Raw genomic sequence first — 15,825 nt, 5'->3', positions numbered from 1 at the left:
CTAGCGCCGTCCGTCCAGACGCTTGGCCGCCCCTTGCAGGGCTTGCACCCGTCCGAAGGCCACAGCGGCCTCGGACTTTGCGTCGATCCAGGATATGGTCTGTTGGGCGATGGCCAGGTTAAGCTCGGCCCGGCGGATATCGGCCCAGCGCTGATAGGCAAGATCGACCAGACCGGCCTGAACCGGCGCCAGATCGGCCGGCGCCGCCGCTGCATTTATTGCCCCAAGTTGTGCCTTGCTGCGCTCCAGCCGCTCAGCCGTCTGGCGCAGAGCCAGAAGCCGCTGATCCAGCACCAGCTGCGACAGGGTGGCGAGCGACTGCAGATCCTTGCGGCTGGTCATGTGCGGCGCGCCCGCCTGCGCATGCTGTCGGCAAAACGGATGGCCGCAGCAACGGCGCGATAGTGTTCGGGCCGGATTTCCTGCCCGATCTCGACCGACGCGTGCATGGCGCGGGCAGTTGGCGGGTCGCGGTGGATCGGGATGCCATGTTCGGCCGCGCGTTCCCGGATGCGCAGGGCGATTTCGTCCACCCCCTTGGCTACGCAGATCGGCGCGCCTCGTTTGGTCCGGTCCCAACGCAGCGCAACGGCATAATGGGTGGGGTTCACCACAACGACATCCGCCTTTGCCACATCGGTCAGCATCCGGTTGGTGGCCACCTCTTGCGCGCGCTGGCGGCGGGCGGACTTCAGATGCGGGTCGCCCTCGTTGGCCTTGAACTCGTCCAGCATTTCCTTGCGCGACATGCGGTGCCGCTGGTGATGCCGGTGGATCTGCCACAGGAAATCGACCCCACCCAGAACCAGCGCAATCACAAAGACGATGATCAGGAAATCGATGGTCAACCGGCCAAGCAGCGCGGCCGACATTCCTGGGCTGAGGTAGATCGATCCCAGCACCTCGGGCAGGCGGGCGGCAAGGAAAGCGTAAAGGATCACCGAGACAAGGGCGAGTTTCAGCGTGCTCTTGGCGAACTCCATCAGCCCATCCGGGCCGAACTTGTGCTTCGCCGTCGCAATGGGTGAAATCCGGGACAGCTTTGGCATCAGCTTTTCGGGCGCAAAGACCAGGCCACGGGTCGCAACGATCACCGCCACGACCAATACGGCCGGGATCAGCATCAGCAGAAGCGGCGGACCGACAAAGGCCAGAAGAATGCCCGCCAACGGGGCGCTTGCACCGGTGGTCAACAGCCCCCCGAACCGATCGGCCTGGTCAAGCAGCACCATCCCGGCGCTACCCGTCTGCTGGACGACCCAGGCCCCCGCGATCGCCAGCGCCAGCAACAGCCCGCCTTGCGCCGCAGCGCCCAGAAGGTCGGTCGCGCGCGGGATGTCGCCCTTTTTCCGCGCCTCCTCAAGCTTTTGCGGCGAGGCCTCGTGTTCCTTGTCGCCGCTTTCGTCTTCCTCGCTCATCGCGGGGGCCCGAAAGGCTGGGCGACATGGGCCGAGAAGGCTTCGAGCCAGACGGCAAGCAGGACGGGCGTGACGATGGCCAGCAGCGCCAGCGCGCCAAGGGTCAGCGCCGGGGCCCCGATCATCGAGACCATAAGCTGCGGCATGGCGCGGTTGATCGCGCCAATGGCGAGATTGTAGATGGTGGCCGCAATGACAAAGGGCGCAGCCAGCGAAAAGGCCAGCGCGAAGGTCGAACTGATCCGCCCCAGACCCCAGGCGGAGACCTGGCCGGGATCCGGGTAGCCACCAGCCGGAAGCAGGTCGTAGGACAGGATCAGCAGCTCCACGGCGCGGACATGCAACCCGGCGCCAAGGGCTAGGGCCACTCCGGCGATGATGAGCAGGTTGCCGATGGCCGGCTGCGGCTCGGGCGCGACGCCGGCGAAAAGCTGTGAAAGTGTCGTGGCTTGCGCGATGATCGAGGCCGCCGTCTGCAGCGCCATCACGAAAAGGCGCATCCCGATGCCCAGGATCAGGCCCGCCGCAGCTTCTCCGGCAAGCGGCGTCAGGCCGGGCGCGAGGCCGGTCCGCATGACATGATCGGCGACGAAGGGTGTCACAACGACCGTCAGCGCAAGGACCAGCGCCAGCTTGATGCGCGGAGGCACCGCGGTCTCACCGAGGCCGGGCATCAGCGCGACCATGGCGCCGATGCGCACAAAGGCCAGGGCGGCGGCCCAAAGCATGCCCTCGGCCAGATCCAGAAGGCCGGTGAGATCGGCAATGACCTCGTTCATGCCGGGACCTGGCCAAGCAAAGCCGGGCGCGCGTCGGTCCCGATTTCCTCATAGGAAAGGACGGGCATCTGCAGACCCTTGGCCTGGACAACGGTGCGCAGGAAGCGCCGCCGCGCGACCGAGGTGACGAGCGCCGGGAAAACCCCCGTCTCGGAAGCGCGATTGACCCGCTCGGTCAAACCATTGGCCAACCTGGCAAAAAGATCAGGCGGCAAGGCAATGTCGCGCTGCCCCCGATCGCCGTCGATCTGATAGGTGGTGAAGGTCTTTTCCCATTCGGGCGCCAGCTGGATCAGCGGCACCGACCCATCTGCCCGCTTCAACTCGGCCACGATCTGGAAGCCCAGGCGCTGCCGCACATGCTCGCAGATCGCCTCGGGCGAGCCCATCTGGCGGGCCTCGGCCACGGATTCCAGGATGAGGGGCAAGTTGCGGATCGACACCCGTTCCTCCAGCAGAAGGCGCAACACGGCATGCAGCAGATCGACCGGAACCTTGTCCGGCAGAAGCTCGTCCAAAAGTCGGCGGTTCGCCTCGGCACGCACCGGATCGGAAAGCTTGACGAATTCGTCCAGCAGCCGGCGCAACCCCCGCAGGGTCAAGAGCCGGGACAGGTTGGTCTTCAGCACCTCAAGCAGATGGGTCGCCAAGACCTCGGTGGGGGTCACGACCGTAAGGCCGGAGAGTGCGGCATCCTCTTGCTGATCGGGACGGATCCAGCGGGCCGGCGCACCGTAAACCGGTTCCTTCACGTCCATTCCGTCAGGGGCCTGCGCCCCATCGGTCAGCAAAACCAGAACTCGGTCGGGATGCAGCCGGTCGGCAGCGCGTTCCACGCCATGCAGGCGGATCCGGTACTGGCCGGGGGCAAGCGCGGCCTCGTCCGTCAGCCGAATTTCAGGCAGGATGAAACCGTAAGCGACCGCTACATGGTTGCGCATGTTTGCGATGCGGCCGTCCAGCCCGGTCGGAGGGTCCAGCGCCATGGCGACAAGATTCGGGGCGAATTCGATGTGGATGTCATCGAAATCAAGCACATCGCCGATCGAGCGGGTGCGCGGCGCTTCAACCTCGGGCGCAGCAGTTTCAGTGGGCTGGTCCGCTTTGCGCATCTGAAGGTAGGCAAGGCCGCCCAGGGTGAGGGCCGCCAGCATGAAGGGCAGGAAAGGCAGGCCGGGAACAACCGCGAACAGTGCCATCAGGCCCGCCACCGTGCCCAGTGCCGCAGGATAGCGGCCCAACTGCGCAAAGAACGAGACATCGGCCGCGCCCTTCTGGCTGCCCTTCGCCAGCAGAAGCGCCGCGGCAACCGAAATGATCACAGCCGGAATCTGGCTGACCAGCGCATCGCCGACCGTCAGGATCGTGTAGGTTTCGAAGGCTGTCGCCGTATCAAGGCCGTGGACAAAAATGCCGACGATCAGGCCGACAACAATGTTGAGCCCGGTGATCAGCAGACCGGCGATGGCATCGCCCTTCACGAACTTCGACGCGCCATCAAGCGAGCCGAAGAAGTTCGTCTCGGCCAGTTCCTGTTCGCGGCGATGCTTCGCCTCGGCATGATCGATGGCCCCGGCCGACATGTCGGCATCGATGGCGAGCTGCCGGCCAGGCATGCCGTCAAGCGCAAATCGGGCGCCGACCTCCGCCATGCGGCCCGCACCCTTGGTGATCACGATGAAGTTGACGATCAGCAGGACGATGAAGATCACCACCCCCAGGATCAGGTTGCCGCCCATGATGAATTCGGCAAAGCCGGCGATCACATGGCCGGCCGCGTCGGTCCCGGTATGCCCCTCGCCGATGATCAGTTTGGTGGAGGAAACGTTCAGCGACAACCGCAGCAGAAGCGAGGCCAAGAGGATCGTCGGGAAGGCCGAAAAGTCCAAGGGCCTGTCGATGAAGATGGTGACGGTCAGCATCAGGATGGCCAGCGCAAAGGACACGGCAAGGCCAAGGTCCAAGAGAAAGGCCGGGACAGGCAGGATCATCATCACGATCACCGCCATAAGCGCGATCGCCAAAAGGATTGTGGGCCGGAAGATTGTGGCCATGCTGAAGCCCGCGCGCGTCACCAGGTGCCCCCGATCAAGCGAAGTCCGCCTTGCGAAGGCGAGACGAGCGAACCGTTCCGGCCGGATGTTCCTGACAAGAGCAGCGGGAAGCGGTTCTCGCGCGGTGCCAGGTCGGGCAATTCAGGCGGTGGCAGAGGTGCCGAGCCGAGAGCGGCATACGCAGTCTCGAACTTCGCGCGGTAGCGTTCGGCATGTTCGGGGGTGAGAGAGTGATAGGCGGCTGCCGCAGCCGCCCAGTCGCCCGTGGTTTCATAGTGCCGCGCCAGAAATCGGGCGGCATAGGTTGCATTCGACGCCGGGGTCAGCATGTCGGACAGCGAGGTGAACCCCTTCGAATGCCAGCGCACGTTCAGTTGAAAGCAGCCCAGGTCCAGATTGGTCAGACCCAGATCCAGCACCGACTGCGCATGTGCTTCGGCCTCTCCGGCAGTGTCGAACCAATGCCCGTCGCCACCGACGTTCACCGTCCAGGGCCAGGGCTGGTTGTTTCGCCCGGTTTCCACCAGGCTTATGGCCAAAAGCACCTCGACCGGGACGCCGGTCGCGCTGGCTGCGGTTCGGGCCGCATCGATGCACAGAGCGGACGGGTCCTCACGCGCGAAAAGCTGCGGGCTTTGCAGGGCGGGGACAAGAAAACTTGCAAGCAGCAGGACCAGAAAGAAACGGCAACAGGTCATTCCCGACTCCACGTTCCGGCTTCTGCCGGATTCGCTTGAAGGTTAAGCGGGGAATCTTGCCAACCGGTTAGCGCGGTCAGGGTCCGGCAGGCACTGGCACATTGGCCAACAGTGCCGCAATTGCCGCACGGGCATTGGCCCCGTCTTCGGCCAGCCGGTTTCCCTCAGCCAGCAGGCCCGCCCCAGGCGCGGCCGGAGGAGCGGCGACCAGTTCGGCGGCGGCCCGCCATCGTTCTGCTCCATCCGCGCTGAGGCCGGCCCAGTCCTTTCCCCAGGCCAGGACGCGCGCTGCCCGGTCGGTGTCGCCACTGGCGAGAAGGGCCTCGTGTGCGGATTGATAGGCGCCCAGCGCAAGATGCGCCTGGGCCCGCAGCCTGTCGGCTTCCGGCTGGTCAAGGTCGCCGAGTTGCACAAGCGCCGCTTGCGCCTCGCCCCGGGCCAGTTCGGCCTCGGCAGCCAAAAGACGCAGTTCTGCAGGGTCGCTGGCAAGAATGCCGCCCAGCCATTGCAAGGCTGAATCCGCAAAGCCAAGGTCCAGCAGCCGGCGACCGATCTGCACGCGCAAGTCTGCCGGAACCTCGGGCGTGGCGGCGCCCGGCGTCAGCACGGCATGGGCGAGGAATGCATCGTCCGGCGCCAACTGACTGGCCAGCCGCCAGAGTTCGACCGGGGGGGCGGGGCCGGCGGCCGCAAAGGCCTCGTCCGGCTGGCCGGAGAGCGCAAGGGCCAGAACCAGCGCGCGACGGATCGCCGCTTCATCCGGCCGGCCCTCGCTTTCGCCCAGGACGGCTTGCAGGGACGCGGCGGCCTCGGGCGTCATCGGCTCTCCACGGCGCGCATGCGTTTCGACCAGCGTAACCAGGGGCGCAATGTCGGCGCCCGCATCTGCCAGAGCAGCTTCGGCATGCTGCTGGGCGGCTTCCGGCCGGTCGGCATTCAGGTCAGCCTTGGCGTCAAGCAGGGCGATGTCGGCCGGATCGCTGTTGGGGGCGCGTTGCATCGCATCACGGATCAATCGCGCTGCGCTATCGTCGCCCCGAGCAAGCAACCGTTCGGCAAGCGGGACACCAAGGCTTTGCCGCAAATGCGCCGGCAGCGCCAAGAAGCTGCGCAGGATGGCATCCACGTTTACCTCGGGCCCTTTCGGCAGCCGCTCTTGTGCCAGGGCAGCCCAAAGCGCAGCGGGTCCATCACAGGGCAACATGCCTGCAAACGGGGTCTGCGGATCGCTTTCACCGTCGATCAGGTACGACATGGACCGGTAATAGGCCAGTTCTGGGGCTTCGGCAGGTGGCACCATGTCGGCATACTGCCGGGCCTCGGCCCCGAAACCAAGGTAGAGGTGGCGGCGGACAGTCTCGACGGCGGTGTCGACCTGGATCTCGTCGAACTCGCCATAAAAGCCTGATCGACTGGCGGAAAGCAGGTCAAGGGGGGGCTGTCCCTCACCCCAGGCGGGCAGATCCAGCATCGCGTCGGGCGCGCATTCGGCCAGAACTTGTGGCTCCGTCGATCCACCGCCGGGGCTGGCTTCCACGCCCGGAAGCTCGCCAATGTGGATCTGGCTCCACGGTAGGTCCGTCAGTTCAGGATCGGCTGCTTTTGGGGCCTTTCCTGGCATCTCCATCTCGACCACGCCCTGGGCGGCACCACGACTTATCTGGGCCAGAAGCTGGTCCCGCAGGGGCTGCAGCGACACCGAACCGGTGGCAAGTTGCGGCAAGTCCATTCCGGCCGCAGTACGGCTGGCGGCGTCTGGAAGATCTGCCAGCCAATCGTAACCCGCCTCGGTCGGCGCGGCCGGGGCAGCGGATACCTCCGACACGGCGTCCGGCTGAAAGGGTTGTTCAAAAGCCGAACCGGCAGGGGGCGGGCCGTCCTTGATGTCCAGAACGACGACGCCAGGGCGATATTCGAAGGGAAACACGTGACAATCGCAGGCCAGTGCAAGCTGCAGCGCCCCGCTGTCAGGATCAACGCGCAAGGACTGCAGCCGCGTGCGGGGAATCAGATCCCAGACCCGCCCAAGATCATAGTCCGGGCCGGTTGTGACGTTTGTAGCAAACCCATAGCCCATGGCCGTCCTGCCCAGAGTCCAACCGGAAGGCCCCGGGAGTTCGATCACCAGGCGGGTAAACCCCTCGTGCTCGCCCGAGATGACGCGGGCCGTCTGGCCCAGCGCCGGCTGGACCAGGGTCAGAAACAGCATGAGGACGTACCGGATCATGCGACGTCCTGTTTGAGGTTGCGCATGGCCTCTTCCAACTCGCCAAATCCGGGACGAACGTGGTGCGGCGTGTTCTGGCGGCCGACCTCGATGCAGATGTTGGCAGGGTGGCGATGCAGATTGGCGATCAGCACCTCGCGGATCAGCTGGTAGAAATGGATGTCCTCTTCCACCACGGTCTTCACCCGCGAGGCGAAGGGGCCCATCAGGCCATAGGCCAGGAAAACGCCAAGAAAGGTGCCGACCAGCGCGCCGCCGATCATCTTGCCCAGCACTTCGGGCGGCTGGTCGATCGAGCCCATGGTCTTGATCACCCCAAGCACGGCCGCGACGATGCCCAACGCGGGCAGGCCGTCAGCCATGGTCTGCAGCGCGTGGCTGGAGTGCATGGCATGGTGCAGCGTTGCCTCCATCCGCTTGTCCAGAACTTCCTCGACCTGATGGGGATCGTCATAGTTCATCGAGGCCGCGCGCAACGTGTCGCAGATCAGCTCCATCGCCTCATGATCGTGCTGGATGCGCGGATATTTGATGAAGATCGACGAGGCGTCGGGCGATTCGATGTGTTCTTCCAGCGCGACGGGGTTGGCGCGGGCCAGGCGGATCAGTTCGAACAGCAAGCATAGAAGGTCGCGGTAGTCGTCCGGCTTCCACTTGGCGCCTTTGAAGACCTTGCCGACATCCTTGATCGTGTGTTTCACCCCGGCCATGTCGTTCGAGATCAGGAACGCGCCGACCGCGGCACCGCCGATCATGATCATTTCGAATGGCAGCGCCTTGAGGATGATGCCCATCTTGCCGCCGGCCAGCATATAGCCGCCGAAGACCATGACCAAAATGACGGCAATCCCGACAAAACCAAGCATGTTGACCCCTGACGCAACGTCCCGCCAGTATCCGCGCGGCCGGTTAAGACTTCGTCACCTGCGAACCTATTCGGTGGGCGCACCGGCGTTGCGGCCCGCGACGATCACGCTGACACCGTAGGCCGCCTCGGGCGACATGCCCGACAGGATGGCAGCGGCGGACTCTGGCGTCATCCGGGCAAGGAAGCCGGCGGCGAAATCGGGCGTCATGGTGTTGAACAGCGCGGCGGCATCCTTTGGCTTCATCGCCTGGTAGACTGCGGTGAGGCGCTGCAGATCCTCTTCGGCGGCGCCGTCGGCAAGGGCGAGGGTCGCCTTCAACTCCTGCTCCATCGCCTCCATCTCGGCCATGCGCGTCGTCATGGCCTCATCCGCCAGGGCCAGGGCGGCCAGCCGGTCCTGCAGGGCCGCTTCGCGTTCGGCGAGCCGGTCCTCACGCAGCCGCAGGGCCTCGGCCAGGGCGGTTGGGGTCTCGCAGGCCGCAGGCGCGGCTTCGGGCGGATCGGTCGGCTCTTCCTCGGACCGTGCAAGCGCCGCGCCCACCCCCGACCCCAGCCGCAGCGCGCCCGAGGTGGCGAAGAGCATCGCCACGATGAACAAGGCCCCCCGACCGGCCCGGCGGCGGCCGCTCATTCCGCGGCCTCCATCGTGTCGCGGGCCAGACGCCGACGCACGAAGCGCAGGCGCTTGTCGTCGTCGGCGGGCGGTGCCACCGGCGGTTGGGCCGCAGGCTTCGGCTCGGGCAGATCGTGCAGCGATGCGACCAGAAGTTCCAGCCGGCGGGCGACCTCCTCTCCGCGGGCGGTCAGCGCCGCCAGACTTTCGGCCGAACCATTGGCCGCCCCGCGCGCCTTTTCCAGCGCGACCGTCATCTCGTCAACCTGGGCAGACAGCACGGCAATCGCGCCGCCCATCCCGCTTTCCAGGGTGGTAAAACGCTTCAACCGCGCCGCCAGCACGTAACAATAGACCGCAGCCCCGAACGAGCCCGCGACCAGAAGGATATCGGCGATCAGGTCCATGCCCGCCCCCTAGTTCAACACGAATTCGGTGATGAGCAGGTCGCGCACCCGACCTTCGCCCGTCACGATCTGGATTCGCCGCAGCATCTGCGCCCGCAACCGCGCCATCGCCGCCGGGTTTTCGATATCCGCGGTGTCGATCGCGCGCAGATAGCTGTTCAGGACGTCCATGATCCGCGGCGCCAGCAGCGCGACGTCAGCGGCCGCCTGGTCCACCACCTCGACCTGGGCCGAGAAGCGCAGATGCTCCGACCGCGAATCGGGCCCGAGTGAGATCACCAGCGTCTCAAGCGGTACGAAGGCGATCCCGCTGAGCGGACTTGGACCGACTTCTTCATGCGCCGTATCGGTCGACGCGCCGAGAATCAGCCCGGACCAGGTCGCATAAAACCCCCCGCCGCCCAGCAGAAGGGCCAGAACCAGCCCGATCAGCAGGGGTTTTTTCGACCGCTTCGGCGGTGCCTCGTCCACATTGGTGTCGGTCGTTGCCACGTGCAGCTCCATCCTGGCGACAGGCCGACCATAGGCCAAAGGTCACTAACCGATTGTTAAGCCGAGCAGGTCATTCGTTGGACACCGGCAGAAGCCCGGATGCGGAGAATCGCCTTGCAGAACGTGTTCACACTTTGGTCCTCGCTTGATCTGCGCCGACGGATCGTGGTGATCGGCGCCACGGTCGCGATGTTCGCGGCCGTCCTGGGCCTTAGCCGCATGGCCGCCGCCCCGGACATGGTGCTGCTATATGCGGGGCTGGAGCCGGGTGCGGCCGGGGAGGTGATTGCCGCCCTTGACCAGCGCGGCGTGCCCTATGAGGTGTCGGGCGATTCGATCTTTGTCGACGCCTCGCAGCGCGACGGCCTGCGGATGGCACTGGCCTCGGAGGGTCTGCCGGCGGCCGGTGGCGGCGGGTACGAGCTGCTGGACCAGCTTTCGGGTTTCGGGACCACGTCGCAGATGTTCGACGCAGCCTATTGGCGCGCGAAAGAAGGAGAGTTGGCGCGCACACTTCTTGCCATGCCCGAAATCCGGGCCGCCCGCGTCCACATCGCCAGCGGCCCGACCCGCGCCTTCCAGGCCGAGACGAACGCCTCGGCCTCGGTCACCCTGACCACGACTACAGGCTCTTTGACCGAGGCGCAGGCCAGGGCGATCCGGCATCTGGTCGCCAGTGCGGTGGCCGGGATGCGCGCTGACAGCGTGCAGATCATCGATACCGTAGCCGGACTTATCGGAGGCGAAGACGAGGGCAGCTTCGACTCGGGCCAGGCGGCCGACCGTGCCGCCGCGATCAAGGGCAATGTCGAGCGCCTGCTAGCCGCCCGCGTCGGCGCCGGTGCGGCTGTCGTTGAAGTGGCAGTCAGCCTGGTGTCCGAGCGTGAATCGATCACCGAGCGGACGTTCGACCCGCAGGGCCGCGTCGCCATTTCCTCGGAAACCGAGGAGCGGACCGGCTCGTCCACCGAACCCGGCGGCGACGTGACCGTGGCCTCGAACCTGCCCGAGGGCGATGCCCAGGCTGCTGGTCAGGGGCAAAGCCAGAATTCCGAAACGCGCGAGCGGGTGAACTACGAGGTGTCAGAAACCCAGCGTGAGGTGCTGCGGGCCCCCGGCGACATCCGGCGGCTGACCGTGGCCGTGATGGTCGATGGCGTTGCCACCGTGGCCGAGGACGGCACTCGCACCTGGGCGCCCCGCAGCGAGGAAGAACTTGCAACGCTGCGCGAGCTTGTCGCCTCGGCCGTGGGGCTGGATGAAGCGCGCGGCGATGTACTGACACTGAAGACGCTTGAGTTCCAGCCGCCGCTGCTGGCCGAAGGCACCGAGGCAAGTTCGGGGCTGCTTCCGCCGATCGGCACTCTCGATGTCATGACCATGATCCAGACTGCGATCCTTGCTGTCGTGGCGCTGATCCTGGGCCTCTTCGTGATCCGGCCGATCCTGACCTCGGCCTCGGCCGCGCGCAGCCTGCCTGAACCGGACGCCCCGCTGGCCCTGCCTGCGGCCTTCGAGATGGGCAATGCCCTGGACGGCGAACTGGAACCCGCCTTCACGATGCCCGCCTTCGGCAATGCGATGGCCGACATGGGCGATTTGCCCGCTATCGAGGAAGACCCAGCAACCCGCCTCCGCCGCCTGATCGAGGAACGCCAGGCCGAATCAATCGAGATCCTGCGGGGCTGGATGGAGAACGAAGAGGAGCCCGCGTGATGCCCGGCCTGCGGCTGGAAGTGTTCGATACCGCCCCCGCGCCGGATGGCGGCGTGCAACCCCTGGTCGAGATCAGCCAGTTGGAAGAGGCGAAGATCGCCGCCTATGAGCAGGGCTATTCTGCGGGATGGGAGGACGCCTCGGCCGCCCAGCAGGGCGATCAGACCAGGATCCGCGCCGACCTGGCCCGCAACCTGCAAAGCCTTTCCTTCACCTTCCAGGACGCCCGCAGCCACGTGCTGCAGGCCGTACGGCCGCTGATCCTGGAGTTGACGGGCCGCCTTCTGCCGGACCTTGCACGCGAGGCCCTGGCGCCGACCGTGCTTGAGGTGCTGATGCCGATGGCAGAGGAATTGGGCGACGCCCCGCTGACCCTGGTTCTGAACCCCGCCGCGCGGGAGCGGGTGGAAAGCCTGGTCGCACAAGCCACCGGCCTGCCCATCGTCATCGAGGAGGAGGATTCGCTGGGCGAGGGGCAGGTCTACATCCGGCTCGGCCCACAAGAGACCACCGTCGACCTTACCCGCGTCACCCAGGACATCACGGCTGCCGTGCGCGGCTTCTTCAACCTTTCAGATCAGGATGGCTCACATGGATGAACTGGCCGACAGCAACCCCTTCAGCCAGGTCCCGATCGAGGTCACAATCTCGGTCGGCCGCGCCCGGCCCCTGGTGCGCGACCTTCTGCGACTGTCGAAGGATGCAGTCCTGCAGTTGGACCGGCGGGTCGACGACCCGGTGGAGCTGTATGTGGGTGACCGCCTGATCGCCCGGGGCGAGCTGACCGAGTTGGAGGGAGAGAACGCCGGCCAACTGGCCGTCCGCCTGACCGAGGTCGCCAACCTGCGCGGTGGCTTGTGAACCGCAGCCTCTTCCTTGCCGCGCTGATGGTGCTACTGGCGGGTCCCGCCCTGGCGCAGCAGTTGTCGCTGGACCTGGGTGGCGGCGAGGGCAACTCGCTGTCGCTGCGGTCGGTCCAGTTGCTGCTGCTGATCACCGTGCTGAGCGTGGTGCCTGGGCTGGCGGTCATGGTGACCTGCTTTCCGTTCATCGTCACCGTCCTGTCGATCCTGCGCCAGGCGATCGGGCTGCAGCAGGCACCGCCGAACATGCTGATCGTCAGCCTGGCGATGTTCCTGACCTGGTATGTGATGGATCCGGTGTTCACCGAAGCCTGGACCACCGGGATCGAGCCGATGACGACCGGGCAGATGGAGATCGGGCCGGCGCTGCAGGCTGCGATCCTGCCGTTCCGCGAATTCATGGCGCTGCGGGTCGATCCCGAGACTTTCCAGACCCTGCAGGACCTGCGGATCACCCCCGGCGCGGCGCTCACCCCGGTCCCGCCAGGTGAGGCGGCGCTGTCGCTGCTGGTTCCGTCCTTCCTGCTGTCCGAGATCCAGCGGGCCTTCGAGATCGGGTTCATGATCTTCCTGCCCTTCCTGATCATCGATCTGGTGGTCGCGGCGATCCTGATGTCGATGGGGATGATGATGGTCCCGCCGGCGGTCGTCTCGCTGCCCTTCAAGCTGATCTTCTTCGTGGTGGCCGATGGCTGGGCCCTGGTGTCGGGGGCGTTGGTGAGAAGCTATTTCTGACCGGCGGCGGTCGACTGTCCACGGTGGACACTTCAGCGAATGTCAGTATTTTCAAGCGTTTGACCGTGGGCATTCAGGAACGGGCAACCATGATCCTGACGCCGCCACGCCCGAGAGCGGGGCTGGCGGACCTGTCGGCATGCCGATCCAGCGGAGCGGCACGCGCCACGGCCCGGGATGGGCTGATACCGCACGGGATGGTGGTTCGCGCGACGCCGCCGCGGTTTGGGGACGATTGGCGGGTGCCTTGACACTGTCAGGCTGACCGGCAGGACATCCGGTATGGCAGGCAGGAGAAAGCTCCTCGAGCACTGCGTGCACGCGTTGCGAGGGCGGCGCAGATGCGAGGAGTGCACGAAGTGCTCGACGAGCAGGCGGGGGCAGTCAGGGAAGGATGTTGCCTTCGGCGACCCACCAGGCGGGATAGGCGCGGCGCAGGTCAAGGGCAGCACCTTCGGCGGTGGCGAGGGCGTCGAACAGGCCGAAATGCGTGCCACCCGAGCCCGACATGCGGGCCAGAAGGCAGCCCGGCGCGGTCTCCAACGCGGCCTGGACTTCGGCCAGAACCGGGGCCACGGCACGGGCCGGGGCCGTCAGGTCATTGCGGGTCTGGGTGGCCAGCCAATGCGCCAGTGCTTCCGCTGAGCCAAGGGCTTCGGCCGGAAGATCCGGAACCGGCGGGTTCTCGCGCCGGGTCATCGCGCCAAAAACCTGGGGCGTCGGGACCGGAACACGGGGATTGACCAGGACGCACCAGAGCGGTGGCAGGGGTGGCAAAGGCGCAAGCACCTCACCGATCCCGGACATCCGGGCGGGGCGGCCGGCCAGGCAGACCGGCACATCCGCGCCCAGCGCCAGTACCCTGTCCGGCGGCGGCAGGTCCCGGCCCGTCAGCGCCGCCAAGGCCCGCAGCGCCGCCGCGGCATCGGCCGAACCGCCGCCGATACCAGAGGCCACGGGCAAGATCTTCTCCAGCACCAGCGCAGCATCGCTGATCTCCATGGCGCGGGCGGCGCGCAGCACCAGGTTATCGGGTTCGGCCACAAGCCCGGCGCTTTCCGGCCCGGTGATCCGCAAGGAAAGCCCCTGCCCCGGCACAGCACTGACCCGGTCACCGACCGAGGCAAAGACGACCAGGCTGTCCAGCAGGTGATAGCCGTCAGCCCGGCGGCCGGTGACATGCAGGCAGAGGTTCAGCTTGGCAGGCGCCGAGGAAGTGACGGCGTCAGTTGCCATTCTCGGCGGCCTCGACCGCGCCGTCGGCGGCGCTTTCCTCGTCCATCACCGCGTCCAGCCCGATATCCAGCTTGCGGCGGATACGGTCGGCGTCCTTTTCGGTCGGCTCAAACGACAGGGCGCGGCGCCACTGGAACTGCGCCTCAAGCTTGCGGCCCACCATCCAGTAGACATCGCCCAGATGGTCGGTCACCACCGGATCGACGGGTTCCAGAAGCGAGGCCCGCTCCATCGGTTCCAGCGCCTCGTCATAGCGGCCAAGCCGGAACAGCGCCCAGGCAAGGCTGTCGATGATATAGCCCTTGTCCGGGTCGGCAGCGACGGCCTTTTCGATCATGCCCAGCGCCTCGTCCAGCTTTTCGCCGCGATCCACCAGGCCATAACCGAGATAGTTCAGCACCTGCGGCTGGGTCGGGTTCAGGTCCAGCGAGCGGCGGAAATCGGCTTCGGCGGCGGCCCAATCCTTGGACTGTTCGTGGCAGATGCCACGGTAGAAGAAGAGCACCCAGTCATCTTCGCTGATCTGCGGTTTCAGGTCGATGGCAGCGGTATAGGCGATCTCGGCCTCGTCAAAGCGTTCTTCCATCCGCAGCATGTCGGCCAAGGCGAATTGCACCGATCCCAGGCCAGGGTTGCTGCGGGCAAGGGCTTGCAACGCCTCGATCGCGGCATCGCTCTTGTCCTGCGAGCGAAGGGCGCCGGCGCGACCGATCTCGGCCGAGACAAAGGCAGGGTCGTCCGGCGGGAAGCTGCCATAGGTTTCGGTCGCAAGCTGGTGCTGGCCCAGCATCTCCAGCACGTCGGCGGTGAGGAGGACCGCATCGCTGTGGTCGGGGCGCAGGTAGCCCGCGACGCGCAGGTGCAACAGGGTATAGACCGGGTCGGCATCGCCATTCAGCGCGGTGGCGACCGAAAAGAACACCTCGGCGATGCCGTCGCGGGCGGTGCGGACCGTGTCGAAGGGCACCGGCTCTCCGGCTTGCAGGCGGCGGCGCATGGCGTCGACGATGGGATCCGGGCCAGGGCCGAAGGATTGGTCGATCAGCGCCAGCGCGTCGGCGTTACGTTCCAGCTGGCTGAGGATCTGGGCATGGGCAAAGACACCGCGGCGCATGACGAAGATCGGCCCGGCAGCGCGGCCCGACAGGATCTCGTCCGCGCCTTCCAGATCGCCGACGGAAGCAAGGGCAAGCGCCTTGTGGTAGTAGCCAAAGGCCTGCAGCCCTTCGGTCTTGGTGATCTCGTCGAAGGCGGCAAGGGCATCGGTCATGCGGCCTTCGCCGACCAGGGCCCAGGCGCGGACGAGGCCGTCAACCAGGTCGCCGACGCTGCGACCGGAGTCGAGCGCGGCGAGGAGGGCGGCGTAATCCTCACGCTGGGCTTCATCGGCCAGAAGGGCGAATTCGGCAAGCTGGCTGGGATCGCCCTGCAGCGCCTTGAACTGCTTGGCGGCCTGGATGGCCAGGTCGAAATCACCGGCGCCAAGTTCGGCCAGGATTCCACCCTCAAGCAGGCGGGCGTTGCCAGTGTCGGACAGGATCGCCTTGCCATACCAGCCCGATGCAGCGCGGAAGTCATTCTGCGACTCGGCCACCCGCGCGGCGAGATAGGCCCCGGCATCCTCGGCCCGCAGCGGAGAGCCAAGGGCGGCGGCAAGCGCAAGGGCGGTCAGCAGGTGGGGACGGGGCATCGGGCTCTCCTCGGCGGTCGGGGGAAAGC

General features: G+C 66.4%; 16 protein-coding genes. 4 read left to right on the top strand and 12 right to left on the bottom strand.

The features are described from left to right. The 10 genes from CXR42_RS11285 to CXR42_RS11240 all read right to left on the bottom strand — a co-directional run bounded on the left by CXR42_RS11285 (position 1) and on the right by CXR42_RS11240 (position 9,556). Positions 1-342 carry a hypothetical protein gene (locus CXR42_RS11285; RefSeq protein ID WP_103257622.1) on the bottom strand — a complete coding sequence of 114 codons (342 nt, stop codon included), beginning with the start codon at positions 340-342 and terminating at the stop codon, positions 1-3. Continuing rightward, positions 339-1,418 (bottom strand): flagellar type III secretion system protein FlhB, encoded by a 1,080-nt coding sequence (gene flhB / locus CXR42_RS11280; RefSeq protein WP_103257621.1) that lies wholly within the window; start codon positions 1,416-1,418, stop codon positions 339-341. Before flhB ends, CXR42_RS11285 begins: the two co-directional genes overlap by 4 nt. Then, the gene (locus CXR42_RS11275; protein WP_103257620.1) at positions 1,415-2,197 is read right to left on the bottom strand and encodes a flagellar biosynthetic protein FliR; all 783 of its coding nucleotides are present in this window, start codon (positions 2,195-2,197) and stop codon (positions 1,415-1,417) included. The genes flhB and CXR42_RS11275 overlap by 4 nt, the downstream gene beginning before the upstream one ends. Then, positions 2,194-4,251, bottom strand: a complete 2,058-nt coding sequence (flhA, locus tag CXR42_RS11270; protein ID WP_103257767.1) for a flagellar biosynthesis protein FlhA — start codon at positions 4,249-4,251, stop codon at positions 2,194-2,196. Before flhA ends, CXR42_RS11275 begins: the two co-directional genes overlap by 4 nt. Positions 4,252-4,268: 17 nt before the next feature. Beyond that, positions 4,269-4,949, bottom strand: coding sequence for a transglycosylase SLT domain-containing protein (locus CXR42_RS11265; protein ID WP_103257619.1), 681 nt, complete (start codon positions 4,947-4,949; stop codon positions 4,269-4,271). 76 nt (positions 4,950-5,025) lie between these two features. Beyond that, positions 5,026-7,176, bottom strand: a complete 2,151-nt coding sequence (locus CXR42_RS11260) for a hypothetical protein (protein ID WP_103257618.1) — start codon at positions 7,174-7,176, stop codon at positions 5,026-5,028. Then, positions 7,173-8,042, bottom strand: coding sequence for a flagellar motor stator protein MotA (gene motA / locus CXR42_RS11255; protein ID WP_103257617.1), 870 nt, complete (start codon positions 8,040-8,042; stop codon positions 7,173-7,175). Before motA ends, CXR42_RS11260 begins: the two co-directional genes overlap by 4 nt. A gap of 66 nt (positions 8,043-8,108) precedes the next feature. Beyond that, the gene (locus CXR42_RS11250; protein ID WP_103257616.1) at positions 8,109-8,675 is read right to left on the bottom strand and encodes a MotE family protein; all 567 of its coding nucleotides are present in this window, start codon (positions 8,673-8,675) and stop codon (positions 8,109-8,111) included. Beyond that, complete coding sequence (locus tag CXR42_RS11245; RefSeq protein WP_103257615.1) at positions 8,672-9,064, bottom strand: hypothetical protein; 393 nt, start codon at positions 9,062-9,064, stop codon at positions 8,672-8,674. The genes CXR42_RS11250 and CXR42_RS11245 overlap by 4 nt, the downstream gene beginning before the upstream one ends. 9 nt (positions 9,065-9,073) lie before the next feature. Further along, positions 9,074-9,556 carry a flagellar basal body-associated FliL family protein gene (locus CXR42_RS11240; protein WP_245875421.1) on the bottom strand — a complete coding sequence of 161 codons (483 nt, stop codon included), beginning with the start codon at positions 9,554-9,556 and terminating at the stop codon, positions 9,074-9,076. 99 nt (positions 9,557-9,655) lie between these two features. Between CXR42_RS11240 and fliF the strand changes: the two genes are divergently transcribed. Genes fliF through fliP form a run of 4 tightly spaced genes read left to right on the top strand, consistent with a single transcriptional unit; the run spans position 9,656 to position 12,870 of the window. Then, positions 9,656-11,272 carry a flagellar basal-body MS-ring/collar protein FliF gene (gene fliF, locus CXR42_RS11235; protein WP_103257613.1) on the top strand — a complete coding sequence of 539 codons (1,617 nt, stop codon included), beginning with the start codon at positions 9,656-9,658 and terminating at the stop codon, positions 11,270-11,272. After that, on the top strand, positions 11,272-11,871 hold the full coding sequence (locus tag CXR42_RS11230; RefSeq protein ID WP_103257612.1) for a FliH/SctL family protein: 600 nt from the start codon (positions 11,272-11,274) through the stop codon (positions 11,869-11,871). Before fliF ends, CXR42_RS11230 begins: the two co-directional genes overlap by 1 nt. Beyond that, a complete protein-coding gene (locus CXR42_RS11225) occupies positions 11,864-12,133 on the top strand; it encodes a FliM/FliN family flagellar motor switch protein (RefSeq protein ID WP_103257611.1) in 270 nt (89 codons plus the stop codon). The genes CXR42_RS11230 and CXR42_RS11225 overlap by 8 nt, the downstream gene beginning before the upstream one ends. A gap of 26 nt (positions 12,134-12,159) precedes the next feature. After that, entirely contained in the window at positions 12,160-12,870 is a 711-nt protein-coding gene (gene fliP / locus CXR42_RS11220; RefSeq protein WP_103257766.1) for a flagellar type III secretion system pore protein FliP, read from the top strand. 384 nt (positions 12,871-13,254) lie between these two features. Here fliP and CXR42_RS11215 read toward each other — a convergent pair whose 3' ends face one another. Both CXR42_RS11215 and CXR42_RS11210 read right to left on the bottom strand, forming a co-directional pair. Beyond that, positions 13,255-14,106, bottom strand: a complete 852-nt coding sequence (locus CXR42_RS11215) for a 4-(cytidine 5'-diphospho)-2-C-methyl-D-erythritol kinase (protein ID WP_103257610.1) — start codon at positions 14,104-14,106, stop codon at positions 13,255-13,257. After that, positions 14,096-15,796 carry a tetratricopeptide repeat protein gene (locus tag CXR42_RS11210; protein WP_103257609.1) on the bottom strand — a complete coding sequence of 567 codons (1,701 nt, stop codon included), beginning with the start codon at positions 15,794-15,796 and terminating at the stop codon, positions 14,096-14,098. The genes CXR42_RS11215 and CXR42_RS11210 overlap by 11 nt, the downstream gene beginning before the upstream one ends. Positions 15,797-15,825: the final 29 nt, after the last annotated feature.

The sequence above is a fragment of the Tabrizicola aquatica genome (assembly GCF_002900975.1).
Lineage (GTDB): Bacteria > Pseudomonadota > Alphaproteobacteria > Rhodobacterales > Rhodobacteraceae > Tabrizicola > Tabrizicola aquatica.
Note: the sequence above shows the minus strand (reverse complement) of the source record. Positions and strands in the feature narration are given on the sequence as shown.

What these genes read in the sequence shown, in the direction of transcription:
- flhA (WP_103257767.1), bottom strand. Translation starts at nt 4,251, where the DNA reads ATGGCCACAATCTTCCGGCCCACAATCCTTTTGGCGATCGCGCTTATG.
- CXR42_RS11285 (WP_103257622.1), bottom strand. Translation starts at nt 342, where the DNA reads ATGACCAGCCGCAAGGATCTGCAGTCGCTCGCCACCCTGTCGCAGCTG.
- CXR42_RS11225 (WP_103257611.1), top strand. Translation starts at nt 11,864, where the DNA reads ATGGATGAACTGGCCGACAGCAACCCCTTCAGCCAGGTCCCGATCGAG.
- CXR42_RS11250 (WP_103257616.1), bottom strand. Translation starts at nt 8,675, where the DNA reads ATGAGCGGCCGCCGCCGGGCCGGTCGGGGGGCCTTGTTCATCGTGGCG.
- fliP (WP_103257766.1), top strand. Translation starts at nt 12,160, where the DNA reads ATGGTGCTACTGGCGGGTCCCGCCCTGGCGCAGCAGTTGTCGCTGGAC.
- flhB (WP_103257621.1), bottom strand. Translation starts at nt 1,418, where the DNA reads ATGAGCGAGGAAGACGAAAGCGGCGACAAGGAACACGAGGCCTCGCCG.
- CXR42_RS11245 (WP_103257615.1), bottom strand. Translation starts at nt 9,064, where the DNA reads ATGGACCTGATCGCCGATATCCTTCTGGTCGCGGGCTCGTTCGGGGCT.
- CXR42_RS11215 (WP_103257610.1), bottom strand. Translation starts at nt 14,106, where the DNA reads ATGGCAACTGACGCCGTCACTTCCTCGGCGCCTGCCAAGCTGAACCTC.
- CXR42_RS11210 (WP_103257609.1), bottom strand. Translation starts at nt 15,796, where the DNA reads ATGCCCCGTCCCCACCTGCTGACCGCCCTTGCGCTTGCCGCCGCCCTT.
- CXR42_RS11230 (WP_103257612.1), top strand. Translation starts at nt 11,272, where the DNA reads ATGCCCGGCCTGCGGCTGGAAGTGTTCGATACCGCCCCCGCGCCGGAT.
- CXR42_RS11265 (WP_103257619.1), bottom strand. Translation starts at nt 4,949, where the DNA reads ATGACCTGTTGCCGTTTCTTTCTGGTCCTGCTGCTTGCAAGTTTTCTT.
- CXR42_RS11260 (WP_103257618.1), bottom strand. Translation starts at nt 7,176, where the DNA reads ATGATCCGGTACGTCCTCATGCTGTTTCTGACCCTGGTCCAGCCGGCG.
- fliF (WP_103257613.1), top strand. Translation starts at nt 9,656, where the DNA reads ATGCGGAGAATCGCCTTGCAGAACGTGTTCACACTTTGGTCCTCGCTT.
- CXR42_RS11275 (WP_103257620.1), bottom strand. Translation starts at nt 2,197, where the DNA reads ATGAACGAGGTCATTGCCGATCTCACCGGCCTTCTGGATCTGGCCGAG.
- motA (WP_103257617.1), bottom strand. Translation starts at nt 8,042, where the DNA reads ATGCTTGGTTTTGTCGGGATTGCCGTCATTTTGGTCATGGTCTTCGGC.